Genomic DNA, 15,772 nt, shown 5'->3' on the forward strand with positions numbered 1-15,772 from the left:
TTACGCATAAAGTCATAGGTTTTATTAAGTTATTTCTTTCATTTACAAATTTAATAATTCTCTTGGCTTTATGCTATTTTGCTAGCACATTACAAACATAGGAACTAAAGAATCAAATAAAAAACGTCCGGCACAGCCGCTTCATACCTGTAATGAGGGTCTGGTCTGTGCCGGGCGTTGTTACTCTTCCTGTCACAAGGGCAGTTCCTGCAATTTCCCGATATCTGTCCTGATGCGGGTAATTTCATCGTATTGCCCAAAAGCCAGAGCCGACCTCATGACATTCTGTTCAAAATCTACCCCGGTATTTTCACACAGTTTTTTCCCGATGGACACCAATGCATTGTAGAGGTCATGGCCACGGACATACAGGTATGCATTCGTTTCCCGCAGTCCCAAAGCTTCATAGCGGCCCCTCTCCACTCCAACGTCAAACCCGTATTGCGCAGCCATGTCCACCGTTTCAGCAGCCAGATTTTCTTGCAGGCGCTTCAGGAAAGCCGCGCCGTTGCCCAGTTCATCCCCTTGCCGGTATTGAAGCGCGACACACCGGTGAAAATCGCCCCGTTTGAAACGGGGATGATTCTCCCTTTCCTGATGCAGCATCAACAGAAAAGGCTCGTACACGATCCGGGAATATCCTTCCAGAAAAGAGCGGAAGTCAAATGGTTTTCTTCCTTCCACCTCATCAAAGGCTTGCTGCAATTTGCCGGCAAACGCACAATGGTTTTCCCAAGAATAAGTATAGGTCTGCAGGATACCCTTTTCCGCCCGCAAGTCCTCACCGGAAAGATAACGGAGGTCACTGTCTATGCAGATGAAGAACCGTCGTGACAGAAAATCCTTGTACTTCAAGCATTGCGTACATCCGGTCGTGGAAGTGCCTTTCTCATTGGTCGTTGCCCGCATGAACTTGTAATGTCCCGTGCGGTATTGGGAAAGACACTGCTGCCAGAACCAGATGTCGTCCGTGTCTTCCACATGAACCACGGCATCTACGTTGTAGAGCCTGGCGGATGCCGCCAGCCCTTTTGCCGCTTTGGCATAAAAGTCACGCTTGTCCGCTTCCATCATGGCCGCTCCAAATCTTGAATGAACACAATCTTGTCCTCCCAGCCATTGGCAAAGATATTCGGGGAATGGGTGGTCAGTATCACCTGGCAATACGGATTCAATTGCCGTATCCATTCGATCAGACGGTCCTGCCAGCTGATGTGCAGGGAGATTTCCGGCTCGTCCATCAACAATACATTCGGTTTCTCTTCCTGAAGGAAAACGGTGGTCAGAATCAGCAGCATCTGTTTTTCGCCGGAAGAAAGCTGGTCCAGTTGGATTTTCTCATCCGAAACATAAATCACGTTCCCTTCAGAATCGACTATATTTTCACCCTCTTTCGTCACGAGTTTTCCTCCCGTTCCCCGGATCGAAAAGACCAAGGCATTACTTTGCGGGTCTATTGTAATTTCTTTGCCTGTTTCTTTAAATAAGGTATTGACCAATTTGAAAAAAGTGTCGATCCGTTTCTGAATCATTTCCGCCTTGTCCGGATAGTTCAACATCTTCATCCGGTAATCGAAAAACGAAGTGCCTTCCCCGTTCTGGTTGATGACGTGTTTGAGTTCCTGAAGCAACATGCTTTCCGTCTTTTTCTTCGCGTTGGCAGGCACATCAAATGAACGGATGTATGTGACCGGACTGCCAATGGCTGTGCCGCTGACGGATTCGGCAATCCCTTTCTTTATTTTCTGTCCGGTATAGTAATCCGACATCAGGTTGAGCAGGGTCGTCTTTCCACAGCCGTTGATACCGACAAGGATATTCACATCATCATGTATGCCTTCCCATTGCAGGTCAAGCCTTCCCCACATCCTCCGTACCTGAAACCAGCCTATATATTTGCTTTTATTTTCCATACAAATTCATTTTTGAAATACAAAACTATTAAAATTCAGGCAAATGCACAACTCCTGTCTGGCAAAATTGCTGAAACTGCGTTGTTTTCAACCCGTTCCATTGCCTATGGCATTATTTTTCTGATAGAGAACAGACAGCCCTTAAACAAAAAGTTCCGCCCTGGTACGCTGGTCTGCGGGAAGCGTGGCGGATTCTAGCGATGCAAAGGTATGCTTTTTATCTTACACTGCAAAACCCTGGATTGGAAATCCGAACGGGGCATTTATAATGTTACATGTAGCATGGTTTCTGATAGCTAAAATAAAGCATAAAGGATGCTGAATCATTTTTGGGGCTGACACCTGAAGACATCTGTCGCCATGTGATGAAACGCCTGTACCATGCCACATTCTCCGCCTCTATATTTGCACCGAAATCAATTGTGTAACCCCAAAAACGATTCAAGCATGAGAAAAAGAATCCTTTTTACCGCATTGAGCGTGTTAGTGACAGCAGGGGCTTTCGCCCAGGGCGAGGGACTTGCAGGCATCAACGAGGCCACCAGCCTCATGACCAGCTATTTTGACCCGGCGACGAAACTGTGTTACGCCATCGGCGCCGTACTCGGTCTGGTGGGCGGCATCAAAACCTACGGAAAGTTTTCCAGCGGGGACCCCGACACGTCGAAGACCGCCGCGAGCTGGTTCTTCGCCTGCATTTTCCTGATTGTGGCCGCCACCATCCTGCGTTCCTTCTTCCTCTGAGCCTATGGAGTACGACGTGAACAAAGGCGTGGGGAAACTGGTGGAGTTCAAGGGGCTGACCGCCATGTACCTCTTCATCCTGGCGGGCGGGCTCGCCGCCGTGCTGCTGGCGGTGGTCGTCCTGTACCTCGCCGGTGCGGGGCAATGGACCTGCATCCTGGGCGGCATCTTTGCCGGCAGCCTGCTGGCCTGGGGCGTGTTCCGGCTGAACGCGCGGTTCGGCGAACACGGGCTGATGAAGATGCTGGCGGAAAAGCGCCACCCGTGCTACCTGATCCGGCGCAGAAAGATATTCCGAGTGTTAAATTCTGAAAGAAAGCCATGAGAAACATACTGAAAGCCGAGACACTGGAACGGAAATTCCCCCTGCTTGCCGTGGAGCACGGCTGCATCGTGTCGAAGGACGCGGACCTGACGGTCGCCTTCGAGGTGACGCTGCCCGAGGTGTACACCGTGGCGGCGGGGGAATACGAAGCCATCCACTCCGTGTGGGTGAAGGCCATCCGGGTGCTGCCCGACTATTCCATCGTGTGCAAGCAGGACTGGTTCACGGAAGAGAGCTACCGGCCGGACTGGGAAGGCAGGGAGATGAGCTTCCTGGCCCGGAGTTATGAACGCCACTTCAACGAGCGTCCCTATCTGAACCACCGCTGCTACCTCTACGTGACCAAGACCGTGCGGGAACGGAGCCGCCGGAACAGCGACTTCAGCACCCTGTGCCGGGGGCATATCTTGCCCAAGGAAGTGACGGACAAGGAGGCCGCCTCCCGTTTCATGGAAACGGTGGAACAGTTCGAACGGATTGTCAACGACTCGGGGCATGTGCGCCTGCGCCGCCTGCCGCCGGAAGAAATCACGGGTACGGAAGAACGTCCGGGGCTGGTGGAACGCTACCTGTCCCTTTCCCCGGAAGGCGGACAGACGGTGCTGGAAGACATCTGCCTGGAGCCGGACCGGATGCGCATCGGAGACAAGCGTTTGTGCCTGCACACCCTCTCCGCGGCGGACGACCTCCCCGGCAAGGTGGGCACCGACATGCGCTACGGGCGGATGTCCACGGACCGCAGCGACTGCCGCCTCTCGTTCGCCGCCCCCGTAGGGCTGCTGCTCCCCTGCAACCACATCTATTCGCAGTATGTCTTCATCGACGATGCGCGGACGGTGTTGCAGGACATGGAGAAGACCGCCCGGAACATGCTCTCCCTCTCCCGGTACAGCCGCAGCAACGCAGTAAACCGGGAATGGGTGGAAATGTACCTGGACGAGGCCCACACGAAAGGCCTGCTGCCCGTGCGCTGCCACTGCAACGTGCTCGCCTGGGCGGAGGACGGGGAAAGCCTGCGGCGTGTCAAGAACGATACGGGAAGCCAGCTGGCCATGATGGAATGCACGCCCCGCCACAACACGGTTGACGTACCGGTGCTGTACTGGGCGGGCATCCCCGGCAATGCGGGCGACTTTCCTGCCGAGGAAAGCTTCCACACCTTCCTGGAGCAGGCGGTATGCCTGTTCCAGGAAGAGACGAACTACCGCAGTTCACCCAGCCCGTTCGGCATCCGTATGGCGGACCGCCAAAGCGGGATACCCGTGCACGTGGACCTCAGCGACGAACCGATGAGGCGGGGCATCATCACCAACCGCAACAAGTTCGTACTCGGCCCGTCCGGAAGCGGGAAATCGTTCTTCACCAACCACCTGGTGAGGCAGTATTATGAACAGAACACCCATATCCTGCTGGTGGACATCGGGAACAGCTACCAGGGGCTGTGCAGGCTGATCAACCGCCGCACGAAGGGCGAGGACGGCATCTACCTGACCTATGAGGAAGACAACCCGATTGCCTTCAACCCTTTCTACACCGATTCCGGGGAGTTCGACGTGGAGAAGCGCGAAAGCATCAAGACGCTGATACTGACCCTCTGGAAACGGGAGGACGAGGCGCCGAGGCGTTCGGAAGAGGTCGCCCTGTCCGGCGCGGTGAACGCTTATATCCGGAAAATCACGCAGGACCGGAGCCTGAGGCCCGACTTCAACGGTTTCTACGAGTTCGTACGCGACGATTACCGCCGGATGATGGAAGAGAAGAAGGTACGTGAAAAGGACTTCGACATCGACGGTTTCCTGAACGTGCTGGAACCCTTTTACCGGGGAGGCGACTATGACTTCCTGCTGAATTCCGATCAGAAGTTGGACCTCACGAACAAACGGTTCATCGTCTTCGAACTAGACAACATTTCCTCAAACAAGGTGCTGCTGCCGGTGGTGACACTGATCATCATGGAAACCTTCATCGGCAAGATGCGCAAACTGAAAGGTATCCGGAAAATGATACTGATCGAGGAATGCTGGAAGGCCCTGATGTCGGCGAACATGAGCGAGTATGTAAAATATCTGTTCAAGACCGTCCGTAAATATTTCGGGGAAGCGGTAGTGGTCACCCAGGAAGTGGACGACATTATCAGTTCGCCCATCGTGAAAGAAGCCATCATCAACAACAGCGACTGCAAGATACTGCTTGACCAGCGGAAATACATGAACAAGTTCGACCAGATACAGAAACTGCTCGGGCTGACGGACAAGGAAAAGGGACAGATCCTCTCCATCAACCAGGCGAACCGCCCGGGGAACGCCTACCGCGAGGTATGGATCGGGCTGGGAGGCACCCGCTCTGCCGTGTACGCCACGGAGGTGAGCGAAGAAGAGTACCTGGTGTACACGACGGAGGAATCCGAGAAGCTGGAACTGCAACGGCTGGCGGACGGGCTGGACGGCGACCTGGAGCTTGCCGTGCGCCGCCTTGCCGGAAAAAGACGCGATGAAAAGAAACAACCCTAAAAACAGAGACAATCATGAAAAAGAACAGACAACTGCCGAAGTTGGCCGCCTGCCTCATGGGGGCGGCAGCCCTGATGCTGCAAGGATGTGCGGACATCAAGGGGCCGGAAACGGAAAAGCTGTGCGGGCCGTGGACAAGCGTGGAAGGGAAACCCGACGTGCTGGTTTACCGGGAAGGGGATTCCTACAAGGTGACAGTGTTCGCCCGCAGCGGGAAGACACGCCGCTTGAGACCGCAGACCTACCTGCTGGTGGAAGAGGACGGGAACCTCTTCATCAACACCGGATACCGCATTGACGTGGCCTACAACGAGGCTGCCGACGTGCTGACCTTCTCGCCGGGAGGCGACTATGTGCGGAAGGAGGTGCGGCCATGAGGAACGGAAAAATCCTGGCATTCGGCCTGGCGGCGGCACTCGGCACGTCCGCCGCTCAGGCGCAGTGGGTGGTGAGCGATCCCGGGAACCTTGCCCAAGGCATCATCAACATGGCGGAGAACATCGCCCACACCTCGAAGACGGCCGTGAACACGGCGGAGAGCTTTGCAGAGACCGTGAAGATCTACGAGCAGGCCAAACGCTACTACGATGCGCTGAAAAGCGTGAACAACCTGGTGCGTGACGCCCGCAAGGTACAGGAAATCATCCTGATGACCGGTGAAGTGTCGGACATCTATGTGACGAACTTCGGGAAGATGATGGACGATGAGAACTTCTCCCCGGAGGAACTGGACGCTATCGCCTTCGGCTACACGAAGCTGCTGGAAGAGAGCAACGGCGTGCTGCAGGACCTGAAACAGGTGATCAACGTGAGCACGCTCTCCATGACGGACAAGGACCGCATGGACGTGGTGGACGGATGCTACCGCAACATGCGGCGCTACCGGAATCTGGTGGGCTATTACACGAACCGCAACATCGCCGTCAGCTTCCTGCGTGCCCGGAAGAAGAACGACCTGGACCGCGTGATGCGGCTCTATGGGAAAGCTGACGCCAAATACTGGTAGCCCATGACGTTGCTTTCAATCGACTTCACCAACCTGCACACCGTGCTGGAAAGCCTCTATGAGGAGATGATGCCCCTGTGCGGCGACATGCTCGCCGTGTCGAAAGGGCTTGCCGGGCTGGGCGCCCTGTTCTATGTGGCCGTCCGTGTATGGCAGTCGCTGGCGCGGGCCGAACCGATAGACGTGTACCCGCTGCTGCGCCCCTTCGCCATCGGCATCTGCATCCTGCTGTTCCCGACGCTGGTGCTGGGCACGCTGAACAACACGCTGGGGCTTATCGTGCAGGGGACGCACTCCATGCTGGAGACACAGACGATGGACATGGAGAAATACCGGGAACAGAAGGACAAGCTGGAGCGGGAAGCCATGCTGCGCAACCCCGAAACCGCCTACCTGGTCAGCGACGAGGAGTTTGACCGGCAGCTGGACGAGCTGGGATGGTCTGTCGGGGACGCCGCCACGCGGATGGGCATGTACATGGAAGTGGGGATGTACAACCTCGAAAAGAACATCCGGGACGCATTCCGCAGCCTGCTGGAACTGCTGTTCGCCGCCGCCTCGCTGCTGATAGACACGGTGAGGACGTTCTTCCTCGTGGTGCTCTCCATCCTCGGCCCCGTGGCCTTCGCCTTCTCCGTGTGGGACGGGTTCCAGTCCACGCTCGCCCAATGGTTCACCCGGTACATATCCGTCTATCTCTGGCTGCCCGTGAGCGACCTGTTCAGCTGCATGCTTGCCAAGATACAGGTGCTGATGCTCCAGAATGACATCCTGGAACTGCAGAGTAACCCCGACTATTCGGTGGACAACTCCAATGCCGTGTACATCATCTTCATGCTGATAGGCATCATCGGCTACTTCACCGTGCCGACCGTGGCGGGATGGATCGTGCAGGCAGGCGGAGGAGGGAACTACAACCGCAACATCAACCGCAGCGCCGTGAAAGGCGGCGGGCTAGCCGCAGGAGCCGCAGGCTCCGCGCTCGGCAACGTCGGAGGCAGGCTGCGGGGAAAATAACCCAAGAAAAGACAGATTATGGAATTCAAGTCATTGACCAATATTGAGACAAGCTTCCGCCGCATCCGCCTGATGCTGGCCGTGTTCATCGGCTGCTGCACGCTCGTCACCGGCTATGCCCTGTGGAGTTCGTTCCGCTTCGCCGAGAAGCAGCGGGAAAAGATCTACGTGCTGGACGGCGGGAAGTCGCTGATGCTCGCCCTCTCGCAGGACCTCTCCCAGAACCGTCCCGCAGAGGCCAGGGAGCATGTACGGCGCTTCCACGAGCTTTTCTTCGGCCTCTCGCCGCAGAAGGACGCCATCGAGCACAACATCAACCGTGCCCTGCAGCTCGCCGACCGGAGCGCCTACCGGTACTATACGGACTTCGCCGAGAAAGGCTACTACAACCGCCTGATATCGGGCAACGTGAACCAGGTGCTCCAGGTGGACAGCGTGTCGTGCGACTTCTCCGTGTACCCTTACCGGGTGAAGACCTACGCACGCCAGCTGATTATCCGCGAGAGCAACGTGACGGAACGCTCGCTGGTGACCGGATGCGAGCTGCAGAACACCTCACGCTCGGACGCGAACCCCAACGGGTTCATCATCGAACATCTGGTGATACTGGAAAACAGGGACCTCAGAAGCGCGGAACGATGAACAGGCGGCGGAACTTTTGGAAACGGGCGGACATCCGGCTGCGGATGTCCTGCCGGAAGCTGACGGAAAGGCAACGGGCCGCCGTCCTGCTGGCCCTGCTCCTGCCTTTTCTTGCCGGATGCGTCTACACCGTAGGCACCGCCCTGCAGGGATTCGGGGAAAGGGACGGTCCCGGGCCGGAGGTGGAGCACATCCGCCCCATCGGCATCACATACGGAATCAAAAAAATGAACGAAAAAGAACAAGCGGAAAACAGACATGAAAATGAACATCGGAAAACTCAGGACGCTGCTGAAGCTGCCTCCGCCCAAGGAAGGCGGCAAGCCGCTGACTGAAGAACAGAAACGGAAGCGGGCCGGATACATCGTCTATCCCGTCCTGGTACTCCTCTGCGCCGGGTGCGTCTGGCTGGCCCTGTCCCCTTCGGAAAAGGAACAGGCAAAGGCCGGTCAAAGCAATGGCTTCAACACCGAAATTCCCCTGCCGGAAGACTCCCGGATGCAGGAGAGCAAGGTGGCCGCCTACGAACATGAGGAAATGGAGAAAAAAGAAAAGGAACGCAGGAGCACCTACCGGGAGATGGCCTCGCTGCTGGACCGGAAACAGGCCGATACGGTGCGGTTGCCCGACCTGCCTCCGGAAAAGCCCCGGAAAACAGCCGGGCAGGAAACCGCCCGCTCGCCGTCCGCCGCCTACCGCGACATGAACCGCACCCTGAACAACTTCTATGAGCCGGCCTATGACCGGGAGAAGGAGGAACTGCGGAAGTGCGTGGCGGAACTGGAACGGCGGCAGGCACAGCAGCCGGAGGCTTCCCCGGAATACTCGATGGAAGAGAAACTGGCGCTGATGGAGAAATCCTATGAACTGGCCGCCCGCTACAACGGAGGGCAGACGGCACAGGTCCGTCCGGCAACGGAAAGGCGGAAGGCGGAGGCCAGGCCGGTGACGGCTGTCCGGCACCAGGTGGTATCCTCCCTTCCCCGTCCGTCAGACGACCTGGAGCGAGCGGCGGCCTTTGCCGGGGAAAGGAACACGGGGTTCCACACGCCGGTCGGAAAGACGCTCGCTTCGGCCAGGAATACCATCGCCGCCTGCGTGCACAGCACCCAGACCGTGGCGGACGGGCAGACGCTCCGCATCCGCCTGCTGGAACCGATGGCGGTGGACGACCGGCTCATCCCGAAAGGGACGGTGCTGACCGGCGGCACACGGATGCAGGGGGAACGCCTGGACATCCTCATCTCTACCGTGGAGCATGACGGGTCAGTTATCCCCGTGGAACTGGAAGTGTATGATGCCGACGGGCAGCAGGGCATAGCGGTGCCGAACTCGATGGAATACGATGCCCTGCGCGAGATAGCCGCCAACATGGGAGGCTCGATGAACAGCAGCATCAACATCTCGACGGATGCCGGGGCGCAGATCGCCTCCGACCTGGGGAAAGGCGTGATACGGGGCGTGTCGCAATACGTCACCCAAAAGATGCAACGCGTGAAAGTGACACTGAAAGCCGGACACCGGGTGCTGCTGTACCCGCCCGGACAATAATATAATGAAGGAGAACCAAAGGACATGGAACAAACGATTATTCACCAAACAAGCAGACTTATGAAGAAAATCCTGATTCTGACTGCCGCCCTGTTGGGCATGAACGCCGCGCAGGCACAGCAAAGCAGCGGCGACTGGTTTGAAGGGCTGAGCCGCAAGATCGGATTCAGCCAGATGATTCCCCCGCACGGGCTGGAAATCACGTACGACAAAACGGTGCACGTCATCTTCCCTTCACTGGTGAGGTATGTGGACCTGGGGTCCACGGACCTGATAGCGGGAAAGGCGGACGGCGCGGAGAACGTGATCCGCGTGAAGGCCACCACGAAGAACTTCCGGCAGGAAACGAACATGAGCGTGATTACGGAAGACGGGAATTTTTACAGCTTCAATGTGAAGTACGCGGACGAGCCCCTGCTGCTGAACGTGGAGATGTGCGACTTCATCCATGACGGGGAAACGGTGAACCGCCCGAACAACGCGATGGAAATCTACCTGACGGAACTGGACAACGAGTCGCCCCGCCTGGTGCGCCTGATCATGAAGTCCGTGTATGAACGCGACAAGCGCCGCATCCGCCACATCGGGTGCAAGCGTTTCGGGGTACAGTTCCTCCTGAAAGGGCTGTACAGCCACGGCGGGCTGCTCTATTTCCACACGCAGATAAAGAACACCTCGCACGTGCCCTTCGATGTGGATTTCGTGACTTTCAAGATAGCGGACAAGAAACTGGTGAAGCGTACCGCCATGCAGGAACAGGTGGTCTATCCGCTGCGGGCCTACAACTACGTGACCCGTGTGGACGGGAGGAAGTCCGAATGCACGGTGTTCGCCCTGCCGAAATTCACGATACCCGACGGGAAGAAACTGGTCGTGGAAATGTACGAGAAACAAGGCGGGCGTCACCAGACCTTCGAGCTGGAGAATGAAGACCTGGTACAGGCTGAGACCATTAATGAACTGCGTGTGCGATGAAGGGGAAGGTATTGTTTATAACCCTGCTTCTGTCCGTCCTCCTGGCAGGACGGGCGGAAGCCCAGCGGTGCCTGCCGGGCATGAAAGGCATACAGGTATCAGCGGAGATGGCGGACGGATTCTATTCGCAGAGGGACCGGAAGGATGCCGGTTATGCCTTCTCGCTTGCCCTGTTCACCTATGGCAAAGGGGGCCACAAGTGGGTGTACGGCATCGGGATGATGAAACGGCATTATCCCTACCGGAAAACCCGGATTCCGCTCGTGCAATATACGGGGGAAGCGGGATACTGCTACAATTTCCTGTCCACGCCGGGAAAGACAGTGTTCCTGAACGCCGGACTGTCGGGCCTGCTGGGGTATGAGCGCGTAAACGGCGGGAAACGGATGCTGGAAGACGGGGCTGTCCTGCAGGAAAGCGAATCCTTCATTTATGGAGGTTTCGTGACCCTCGAAGCGGAAGCCTACCTGAGCGACTGCACCGTACTGGCTTTCCGGTTGCGGGAACGCATCCTGTGGGGCAGCGCGGCCGGACATTTCCATACCCAATACGGAATCGCCCTCAAATACATATTCTGAACCCTACTGAAAACAAGAAACAATGATGAAAATGATGAAAAAGACATTTGACCGGATGAAAGCCGCCTGCTGCCTGGCAGTGGCGGTATGTTGCCTGGCTTCCTGTGACGAAGGGCCGGAGGTGCAGCAGGAATACCCGTTCACCGTGGAAGCCCTGCCGGTAACGGATGAACTCGTGGAAGGGGAAACGGCGGAAATCCGCCTGGAAATCATTCCCGAAGGGGAATTCAACGGTACCGTCTACACGCTGAGGTATTTCCAGCCCGACGGGGAAGGCATCCTCAAACTGGCGGACGGCACGGCACTGAAACCCAACGACCGCTATCTGCTGGAAGACCTGAAATTCAGGCTGTACTACACTTCGGAAAGCAGCGATGAGGCGCAGGCCATCGACCTCTACTTTGAAAACAACTGGGGGGCCGTCTGCCAGCTCAGCTTCAGTTTCAATGCGGAGGACGGCGCTCCGGAAGAAAGCGTGACGGAGCCTGCCGGAACAGGAACGGGAAACGGAGAGGAGGACACGGAATGAACATCCTGCTGTATGCCGACATACCCGGATTGCCGGAGTATGTCCTGCTGACCCGGAAGGCGGTGACCGTGCCTGCCATCGGCGACCGGCTCCGCATAAACGCGGACCGGCTTGCCTGCAAGTTATCCCGGCAAGTGCTGGAAGAAACGCCCGCCTGCCATTGCTTTGAACGCAACGAAAGGACAGAAAGCATGAGTGTGGGGGATTTCCTGAAGGAGTGTGAACTGACGGTGAGCGGACGGGAATGGAGCTATGAGGGCGGCACACCCTGCTGCACGCTGGATGTGGAGGTGGTGGAATGGTAAGCAGGATGAGAAGAGCCATACACGCCCTTTGCCTGCTGGGGCTGTTCCCCTGCCTGCTGGCGGCACAGGACATGGAGGAACTGAAACGGCTGCCTCCTTTTGAACGCGCCATCCGACTGGTCATGCGGTATGAAGGCTGGCATGGACCGGACAAGACACCGTACATCGCTTACGGGCACCGCATCCTCCCGGGTGAACAATTGTCCTACGGGATGAGCCGTGAGGAAGGGGAAGCGTTGCTAAGGAAAGACCTGCTGGAACGGTGCGCCCTCTTCCGGCGCTTCGGGGCGGACAGCCTCCTGCTGGCTGTGCTGGCCTATCAGGTCGGCCATAACCGGCTCCTGGGATACGGAAAGATGCCCAAAAGCAGGCTGATACGGAAGCTGGAACGAGGGGAGCGGGACATCGAACGGGAGTACCTGTCGTTCCGGTGCTGGAAAGGCCGGGTCATCCCTTCCATCGAAAGGCGGCGCCGGATGGAACTGGCACTGCTGTATGAACCCTTACCTCAGTAGCTTGAATCCTCCGGAAAAGTTTCCGGGGGATTTTTCATTCCATAACGGTTAACTTAAATCCTTATGAACATACAGACAACCAAACAGATACGCATTGAAGATTATTTGCACATGCTGGGACATCTCCCGGTGCGGCAATGCGGGGCGAACCTGTGGTACCGCTCGCCGCTGCGGGAAGAAACGGACGCATCGTTCAAGGTAAACACGACCCTCAATAAATGGTTTGATTTCGGCATCGGAAAAGGCGGGGACCTGATTGCCCTCGCCTCCGAACTGTACGGGTCAAAAGATGTGTCTTACCTGTTGCGGCAGATAGGAAGCCAGGCTCCACACGCCTGTCCTATGACCGACCCATTCCCCAAACGGGAAAAGCCGAAACCGGCTTTTCAGGACGTGGAAGTGATGGAACTGGCATCGCCTGCCTTGTACCGCTACCTGAAAGAAAGGAGCATCGAGGCGGAAACAGCCCGCAAGGAATGCCGGGAAATCCGTTACGGGCTGGGCGGGAAACGCTATTTCGCGGTCGGATTTCCCAACATGAACGGCGGGTATGAGATACGGAACCGGTATTTCAAGGCCTGCATTTCCCCGAAAGCCGTGTCGTATATCCGGGAACCGGAAGGGAAAAGGCCGGTGTGCTGCCTCTTTGAGGGGTTTATGGATTACCTGTCGTTCCTGACATTACAGAAGAAAGGTGTTGAAGGCTTTCAGCCGGGCTGTGACCATATCGTGCTGAACTCTGTTGCCAACCTGGCAAAGGCTGTGCCGCTTTTGGACGGTTACAAGGAAATCCGTTGTTTTCTGGATAATGACCGTGCCGGGAAGGACGCCTTGAAGAATCTCAGGGAAACATACGGGGGACATGTGAAAGATGAATCTTTTAAGTACTCAACTTGGAAGGACCTCAACGATTATTTGAAAAGTCAGCTGTAAATCTGTTGCGAACTTTCCCGCATCCTGCTTTGAAACATAGAAATAAATTCTGATTACCATACAATTATACCAACCGATCTTTTTATATTTGCAGAAAATAATTGTTGCAAAGACTTTTGCCAACATCCGGCAAACTTATACCTGACAGATATTATGGCCTATCAAGTGACTCTGAGAATGCAAAATGGTGTAGAAAGAGATGTGGCATGCTACGGTTATGAATGCCATATCGCCCACAGTGACCGTCCTGATATCGGACGGATTATTGCCGCGCATATGGAAGTCTGCCAAAAACTTGGCACCGTAGAGTATCTTCCTGTAGAGGGGGATTTGATTGCACTGACCTTTGAATCAACCGATCATGATAACTTCTTCTATGAATGGCTACTCCAAGGTAATATGGCAAACGGAGAAATCGAATTTGCCACAGGAGATGACATCGTGGACATATTCCGTTTTTGGGATTGCTATTGCGTAAGTTTGAAAGAAACCTTGTGCACAGGAGAAATGCCCATGCTGATGACTGTACTCCTGTCACCTGGCATCCTCAAACGTATGAATTGTGAACCGCGAGAGAAGGTGTGGAAAGTTTCGGATATTAGCGTGAAGCCAAGAGTTGTGAATAATGATGAAAAGCAAGAAATCTTCATAACGGATGCTTATTGGATTGATGAGAACAATGCAATACAAAAAGATTCTTTTCCTGATATTCCTTTTACTTTATATGTGAAAGTTGATACCCCTATTGTTGGGAAACGTGTTGATTTAAATTTTAAGTTTAATGATTCTGGCACTTATAAATGTGCCAAATACTCAGGCATAATAAATAGTGAAGGTATTATAGTCATTGAGAACTTTAAGTTTGAGACAGTGCAATATGAAGAAAATTGAAATTACCTCTCCGCAAATATATGGTAAAGCCTATTTAGGCATAAGAGAAATTACAGGATGGTGGTCTAGTAAAAACAGTTCTGACCTTCAATATAAAATTACTGAAGCCAGACTTGAAGATACCGTGTATTTTGTAATCAAGACAAGTGGTGTTCGGAATGGAACAAAAATTGATTTACAATTATATAACTTGGAAGAGTTTCTTTTTTTAGACTACCTGTGTCCTGATAAATATAAGTTTAATGGAAAAATAGAAACAGCCTATACATATATACAAAATAATTATGCTATCATAGAGCTTCAGCTTCCAAGGACATGGACAAAAGATGTAGAAGAAGATGGGGGAATTCTTGAATTATATTGGAAAATAGTCTCCAATAATATAAATAAAACTTCTTTGCCCAAGGGAAAAAGAGATTTCTTAAATGTAAGAATATCAGACCGTGATCTCTTCATCAAACCCTCATTAATAAATGAGGGGATGCCAGAGCTGTATACTAGCAATGGTGAACAATTGTTTTTTATTAATTTTGTCAAAGATGAGGTAGCAGATAAGATTACAGAAGAAACTGTCGAGTTTATAGATTTTTATAAAGATAAAATTGCCCTCGCAAAACTAGCAAAAGGATACATGGTAAATAATGAAGGTAAAGTATATGAAATGTTAAGTGATGGCAGTCGTAGAGAAGTATATGATTATAGTTACTATACAATAGATGGAAAACTTATCTATGTAAAACAAGGTAAGAATTGGACTACAAGAACTAGTGATGGGAAAATCTTGTCAACGAAAGGAATAAACCAATATGAGCATTTTGCAAATAGAGGAGTAAAAGTAACTATTTTGAATTTATTTTCCAAAAGTATACAATCTTGGGATATTTTTTCTTCTGTGACAAAAACACATGCAAGTGATACATCAAAACCATTATCGATTTCATTACCTGGTATAACAGGTGGTTTCGGAATGGCTATATCACTTTTAGTAGACTTAGGTGGTCTTATAGCGGAAGATATGTATTATGAAGGAGAAGAATTATACAGTAAATATGTACATGTAGAATTATGGAATGCTAAAAGCAAAGGCTTATATGAGGTTCAACAAGTAGTTCAAAGAGCTAATAATAGTAGGACTTCAAAGTTGCATTTTGGATTTATTAAGGTCTCATTTAATTTGGCTAACGAACTTATTAAAGGTAAGTATAAAAAATTTAGAGACTTCAGAATTGCATCGGACGAAGAAGTAGATGATAAAAATATAACTATCTTATATGAGTATTTTGATAGCGATAATGGTTTAATATTTCTGATTGATTCATTTTTTATTAATTAACATTA

The 15,772-nt window shown here is 53.4% G+C and carries 20 protein-coding genes; 18 read left to right on the forward strand and 2 right to left on the reverse strand.

From position 1 onward, the window contains the following. Positions 1–192: 192 nt before the first annotated feature. Together B5F71_RS08495 and B5F71_RS08500 are read right to left on the reverse strand one after the other, a co-directional pair. The gene (locus B5F71_RS08495) at positions 193–1,074 is read right to left on the reverse strand and encodes a DUF4435 domain-containing protein (RefSeq protein WP_087209285.1); all 882 of its coding nucleotides are present in this window, start codon (positions 1,072–1,074) and stop codon (positions 193–195) included. Beyond that, the gene (locus B5F71_RS08500) at positions 1,071–1,913 is read right to left on the reverse strand and encodes an AAA family ATPase (RefSeq protein WP_013617141.1); all 843 of its coding nucleotides are present in this window, start codon (positions 1,911–1,913) and stop codon (positions 1,071–1,073) included. Before B5F71_RS08500 ends, B5F71_RS08495 begins: the two co-directional genes overlap by 4 nt. Positions 1,914–1,925: 12 nt before the next feature. Here B5F71_RS08500 and B5F71_RS19820 point away from each other — a divergent pair, with 12 nt between their 5' ends. From B5F71_RS19820 to B5F71_RS08585, 18 genes are all read left to right on the forward strand, one after another. Then, complete coding sequence (locus B5F71_RS19820) at positions 1,926–2,111, forward strand: hypothetical protein (RefSeq protein WP_143269870.1); 186 nt, start codon at positions 1,926–1,928, stop codon at positions 2,109–2,111. A 249-nt stretch (positions 2,112–2,360) separates the two neighbouring features. Next, positions 2,361–2,657 carry a DUF4134 domain-containing protein gene (locus B5F71_RS08505; protein ID WP_013617142.1) on the forward strand — a complete coding sequence of 99 codons (297 nt, stop codon included), beginning with the start codon at positions 2,361–2,363 and terminating at the stop codon, positions 2,655–2,657. A 4-nt stretch (positions 2,658–2,661) separates the two neighbouring features. Continuing rightward, the gene (locus B5F71_RS08510) at positions 2,662–2,982 is read left to right on the forward strand and encodes a DUF4133 domain-containing protein (protein ID WP_087209288.1); all 321 of its coding nucleotides are present in this window, start codon (positions 2,662–2,664) and stop codon (positions 2,980–2,982) included. Next, on the forward strand, positions 2,979–5,492 hold the full coding sequence (locus B5F71_RS08515) for a TraG family conjugative transposon ATPase (protein ID WP_087209291.1): 2,514 nt from the start codon (positions 2,979–2,981) through the stop codon (positions 5,490–5,492). Before B5F71_RS08510 ends, B5F71_RS08515 begins: the two co-directional genes overlap by 4 nt. A 14-nt stretch (positions 5,493–5,506) precedes the next feature. Then, on the forward strand, positions 5,507–5,869 hold the full coding sequence (locus B5F71_RS08520) for a DUF3876 domain-containing protein (protein WP_087209294.1): 363 nt from the start codon (positions 5,507–5,509) through the stop codon (positions 5,867–5,869). After that, the gene (locus B5F71_RS08525) at positions 5,866–6,498 is read left to right on the forward strand and encodes a DUF4141 domain-containing protein (RefSeq protein ID WP_013617146.1); all 633 of its coding nucleotides are present in this window, start codon (positions 5,866–5,868) and stop codon (positions 6,496–6,498) included. The genes B5F71_RS08520 and B5F71_RS08525 overlap by 4 nt, the downstream gene beginning before the upstream one ends. A 3-nt stretch (positions 6,499–6,501) precedes the next feature. Beyond that, entirely contained in the window at positions 6,502–7,515 is a 1,014-nt protein-coding gene (traJ, locus tag B5F71_RS08530) for a conjugative transposon protein TraJ (protein ID WP_013617147.1), read from the forward strand. Between the two features lie 18 nt (positions 7,516–7,533). Next, on the forward strand, positions 7,534–8,157 hold the full coding sequence (traK, locus tag B5F71_RS08535; RefSeq protein ID WP_013617148.1) for a conjugative transposon protein TraK: 624 nt from the start codon (positions 7,534–7,536) through the stop codon (positions 8,155–8,157). Continuing rightward, complete coding sequence (locus B5F71_RS08540; RefSeq protein WP_158098065.1) at positions 8,154–8,492, forward strand: TraL conjugative transposon family protein; 339 nt, start codon at positions 8,154–8,156, stop codon at positions 8,490–8,492. Before traK ends, B5F71_RS08540 begins: the two co-directional genes overlap by 4 nt. Further along, complete coding sequence (gene traM, locus B5F71_RS08545; protein WP_162609937.1) at positions 8,416–9,708, forward strand: conjugative transposon protein TraM; 1,293 nt, start codon at positions 8,416–8,418, stop codon at positions 9,706–9,708. The genes B5F71_RS08540 and traM overlap by 77 nt, the downstream gene beginning before the upstream one ends. Positions 9,709–9,768: 60 nt before the next feature. Beyond that, positions 9,769–10,683 (forward strand): conjugative transposon protein TraN, encoded by a 915-nt coding sequence (gene traN / locus B5F71_RS08550; RefSeq protein ID WP_087209301.1) that lies wholly within the window; start codon positions 9,769–9,771, stop codon positions 10,681–10,683. Beyond that, positions 10,680–11,261, forward strand: a complete 582-nt coding sequence (locus tag B5F71_RS08555) for a conjugal transfer protein TraO (protein WP_087209303.1) — start codon at positions 10,680–10,682, stop codon at positions 11,259–11,261. Before traN ends, B5F71_RS08555 begins: the two co-directional genes overlap by 4 nt. Before the next feature lie 31 nt (positions 11,262–11,292). Next, positions 11,293–11,790: a DUF3872 domain-containing protein gene (locus tag B5F71_RS08560; RefSeq protein WP_162609938.1), complete on the forward strand. Its 498-nt coding sequence runs from the start codon at positions 11,293–11,295 to the stop codon at positions 11,788–11,790. Beyond that, a complete protein-coding gene (locus B5F71_RS08565; RefSeq protein WP_087209305.1) occupies positions 11,787–12,095 on the forward strand; it encodes a hypothetical protein in 309 nt (102 codons plus the stop codon). Before B5F71_RS08560 ends, B5F71_RS08565 begins: the two co-directional genes overlap by 4 nt. Before the next feature lie 5 nt (positions 12,096–12,100). Beyond that, positions 12,101–12,610 carry a glycoside hydrolase gene (locus B5F71_RS08570; RefSeq protein ID WP_087209383.1) on the forward strand — a complete coding sequence of 170 codons (510 nt, stop codon included), beginning with the start codon at positions 12,101–12,103 and terminating at the stop codon, positions 12,608–12,610. Positions 12,611–12,673: 63 nt separating this feature from the next. After that, complete coding sequence (locus B5F71_RS08575) at positions 12,674–13,543, forward strand: toprim domain-containing protein (protein ID WP_087209309.1); 870 nt, start codon at positions 12,674–12,676, stop codon at positions 13,541–13,543. Positions 13,544–13,696: 153 nt separating this feature from the next. Further along, the gene (gene tssD / locus B5F71_RS08580; RefSeq protein ID WP_087209312.1) at positions 13,697–14,434 is read left to right on the forward strand and encodes a type VI secretion system tube protein TssD; all 738 of its coding nucleotides are present in this window, start codon (positions 13,697–13,699) and stop codon (positions 14,432–14,434) included. Then, positions 14,421–15,767, forward strand: a complete 1,347-nt coding sequence (locus B5F71_RS08585; protein ID WP_087209315.1) for a hypothetical protein — start codon at positions 14,421–14,423, stop codon at positions 15,765–15,767. The genes tssD and B5F71_RS08585 overlap by 14 nt, the downstream gene beginning before the upstream one ends. Positions 15,768–15,772: the final 5 nt, after the last annotated feature.

This window comes from Bacteroides sp. An269 (assembly GCF_002159755.1).
Classification (GTDB): Bacteria; Bacteroidota; Bacteroidia; order Bacteroidales; family Bacteroidaceae; genus Phocaeicola; species Phocaeicola intestinalis.

Coding starts and splice junctions, on each gene's coding strand:
- B5F71_RS08570 (WP_087209383.1), top strand. CDS start 12,101: ATGAGAAGAGCCATACACGCCCTTTGCCTGCTGGGGCTGTTCCCCTGC.
- B5F71_RS08565 (WP_087209305.1), top strand. CDS start 11,787: ATGAACATCCTGCTGTATGCCGACATACCCGGATTGCCGGAGTATGTC.
- traM (WP_162609937.1), top strand. CDS start 8,416: ATGAAAATGAACATCGGAAAACTCAGGACGCTGCTGAAGCTGCCTCCG.
- B5F71_RS08560 (WP_162609938.1), top strand. CDS start 11,293: ATGATGAAAAAGACATTTGACCGGATGAAAGCCGCCTGCTGCCTGGCA.
- B5F71_RS08585 (WP_087209315.1), top strand. CDS start 14,421: ATGAAGAAAATTGAAATTACCTCTCCGCAAATATATGGTAAAGCCTAT.
- B5F71_RS08540 (WP_158098065.1), top strand. CDS start 8,154: ATGAACAGGCGGCGGAACTTTTGGAAACGGGCGGACATCCGGCTGCGG.
- traK (WP_013617148.1), top strand. CDS start 7,534: ATGGAATTCAAGTCATTGACCAATATTGAGACAAGCTTCCGCCGCATC.
- B5F71_RS08500 (WP_013617141.1), bottom strand. CDS start 1,913: ATGGAAAATAAAAGCAAATATATAGGCTGGTTTCAGGTACGGAGGATG.
- traN (WP_087209301.1), top strand. CDS start 9,769: ATGAAGAAAATCCTGATTCTGACTGCCGCCCTGTTGGGCATGAACGCC.
- B5F71_RS08520 (WP_087209294.1), top strand. CDS start 5,507: ATGAAAAAGAACAGACAACTGCCGAAGTTGGCCGCCTGCCTCATGGGG.
- tssD (WP_087209312.1), top strand. CDS start 13,697: ATGGCCTATCAAGTGACTCTGAGAATGCAAAATGGTGTAGAAAGAGAT.
- B5F71_RS08525 (WP_013617146.1), top strand. CDS start 5,866: ATGAGGAACGGAAAAATCCTGGCATTCGGCCTGGCGGCGGCACTCGGC.
- B5F71_RS08575 (WP_087209309.1), top strand. CDS start 12,674: ATGAACATACAGACAACCAAACAGATACGCATTGAAGATTATTTGCAC.
- traJ (WP_013617147.1), top strand. CDS start 6,502: ATGACGTTGCTTTCAATCGACTTCACCAACCTGCACACCGTGCTGGAA.
- B5F71_RS08510 (WP_087209288.1), top strand. CDS start 2,662: ATGGAGTACGACGTGAACAAAGGCGTGGGGAAACTGGTGGAGTTCAAG.
- B5F71_RS08495 (WP_087209285.1), bottom strand. CDS start 1,074: ATGATGGAAGCGGACAAGCGTGACTTTTATGCCAAAGCGGCAAAAGGG.
- B5F71_RS08515 (WP_087209291.1), top strand. CDS start 2,979: ATGAGAAACATACTGAAAGCCGAGACACTGGAACGGAAATTCCCCCTG.
- B5F71_RS08505 (WP_013617142.1), top strand. CDS start 2,361: ATGAGAAAAAGAATCCTTTTTACCGCATTGAGCGTGTTAGTGACAGCA.
- B5F71_RS08555 (WP_087209303.1), top strand. CDS start 10,680: ATGAAGGGGAAGGTATTGTTTATAACCCTGCTTCTGTCCGTCCTCCTG.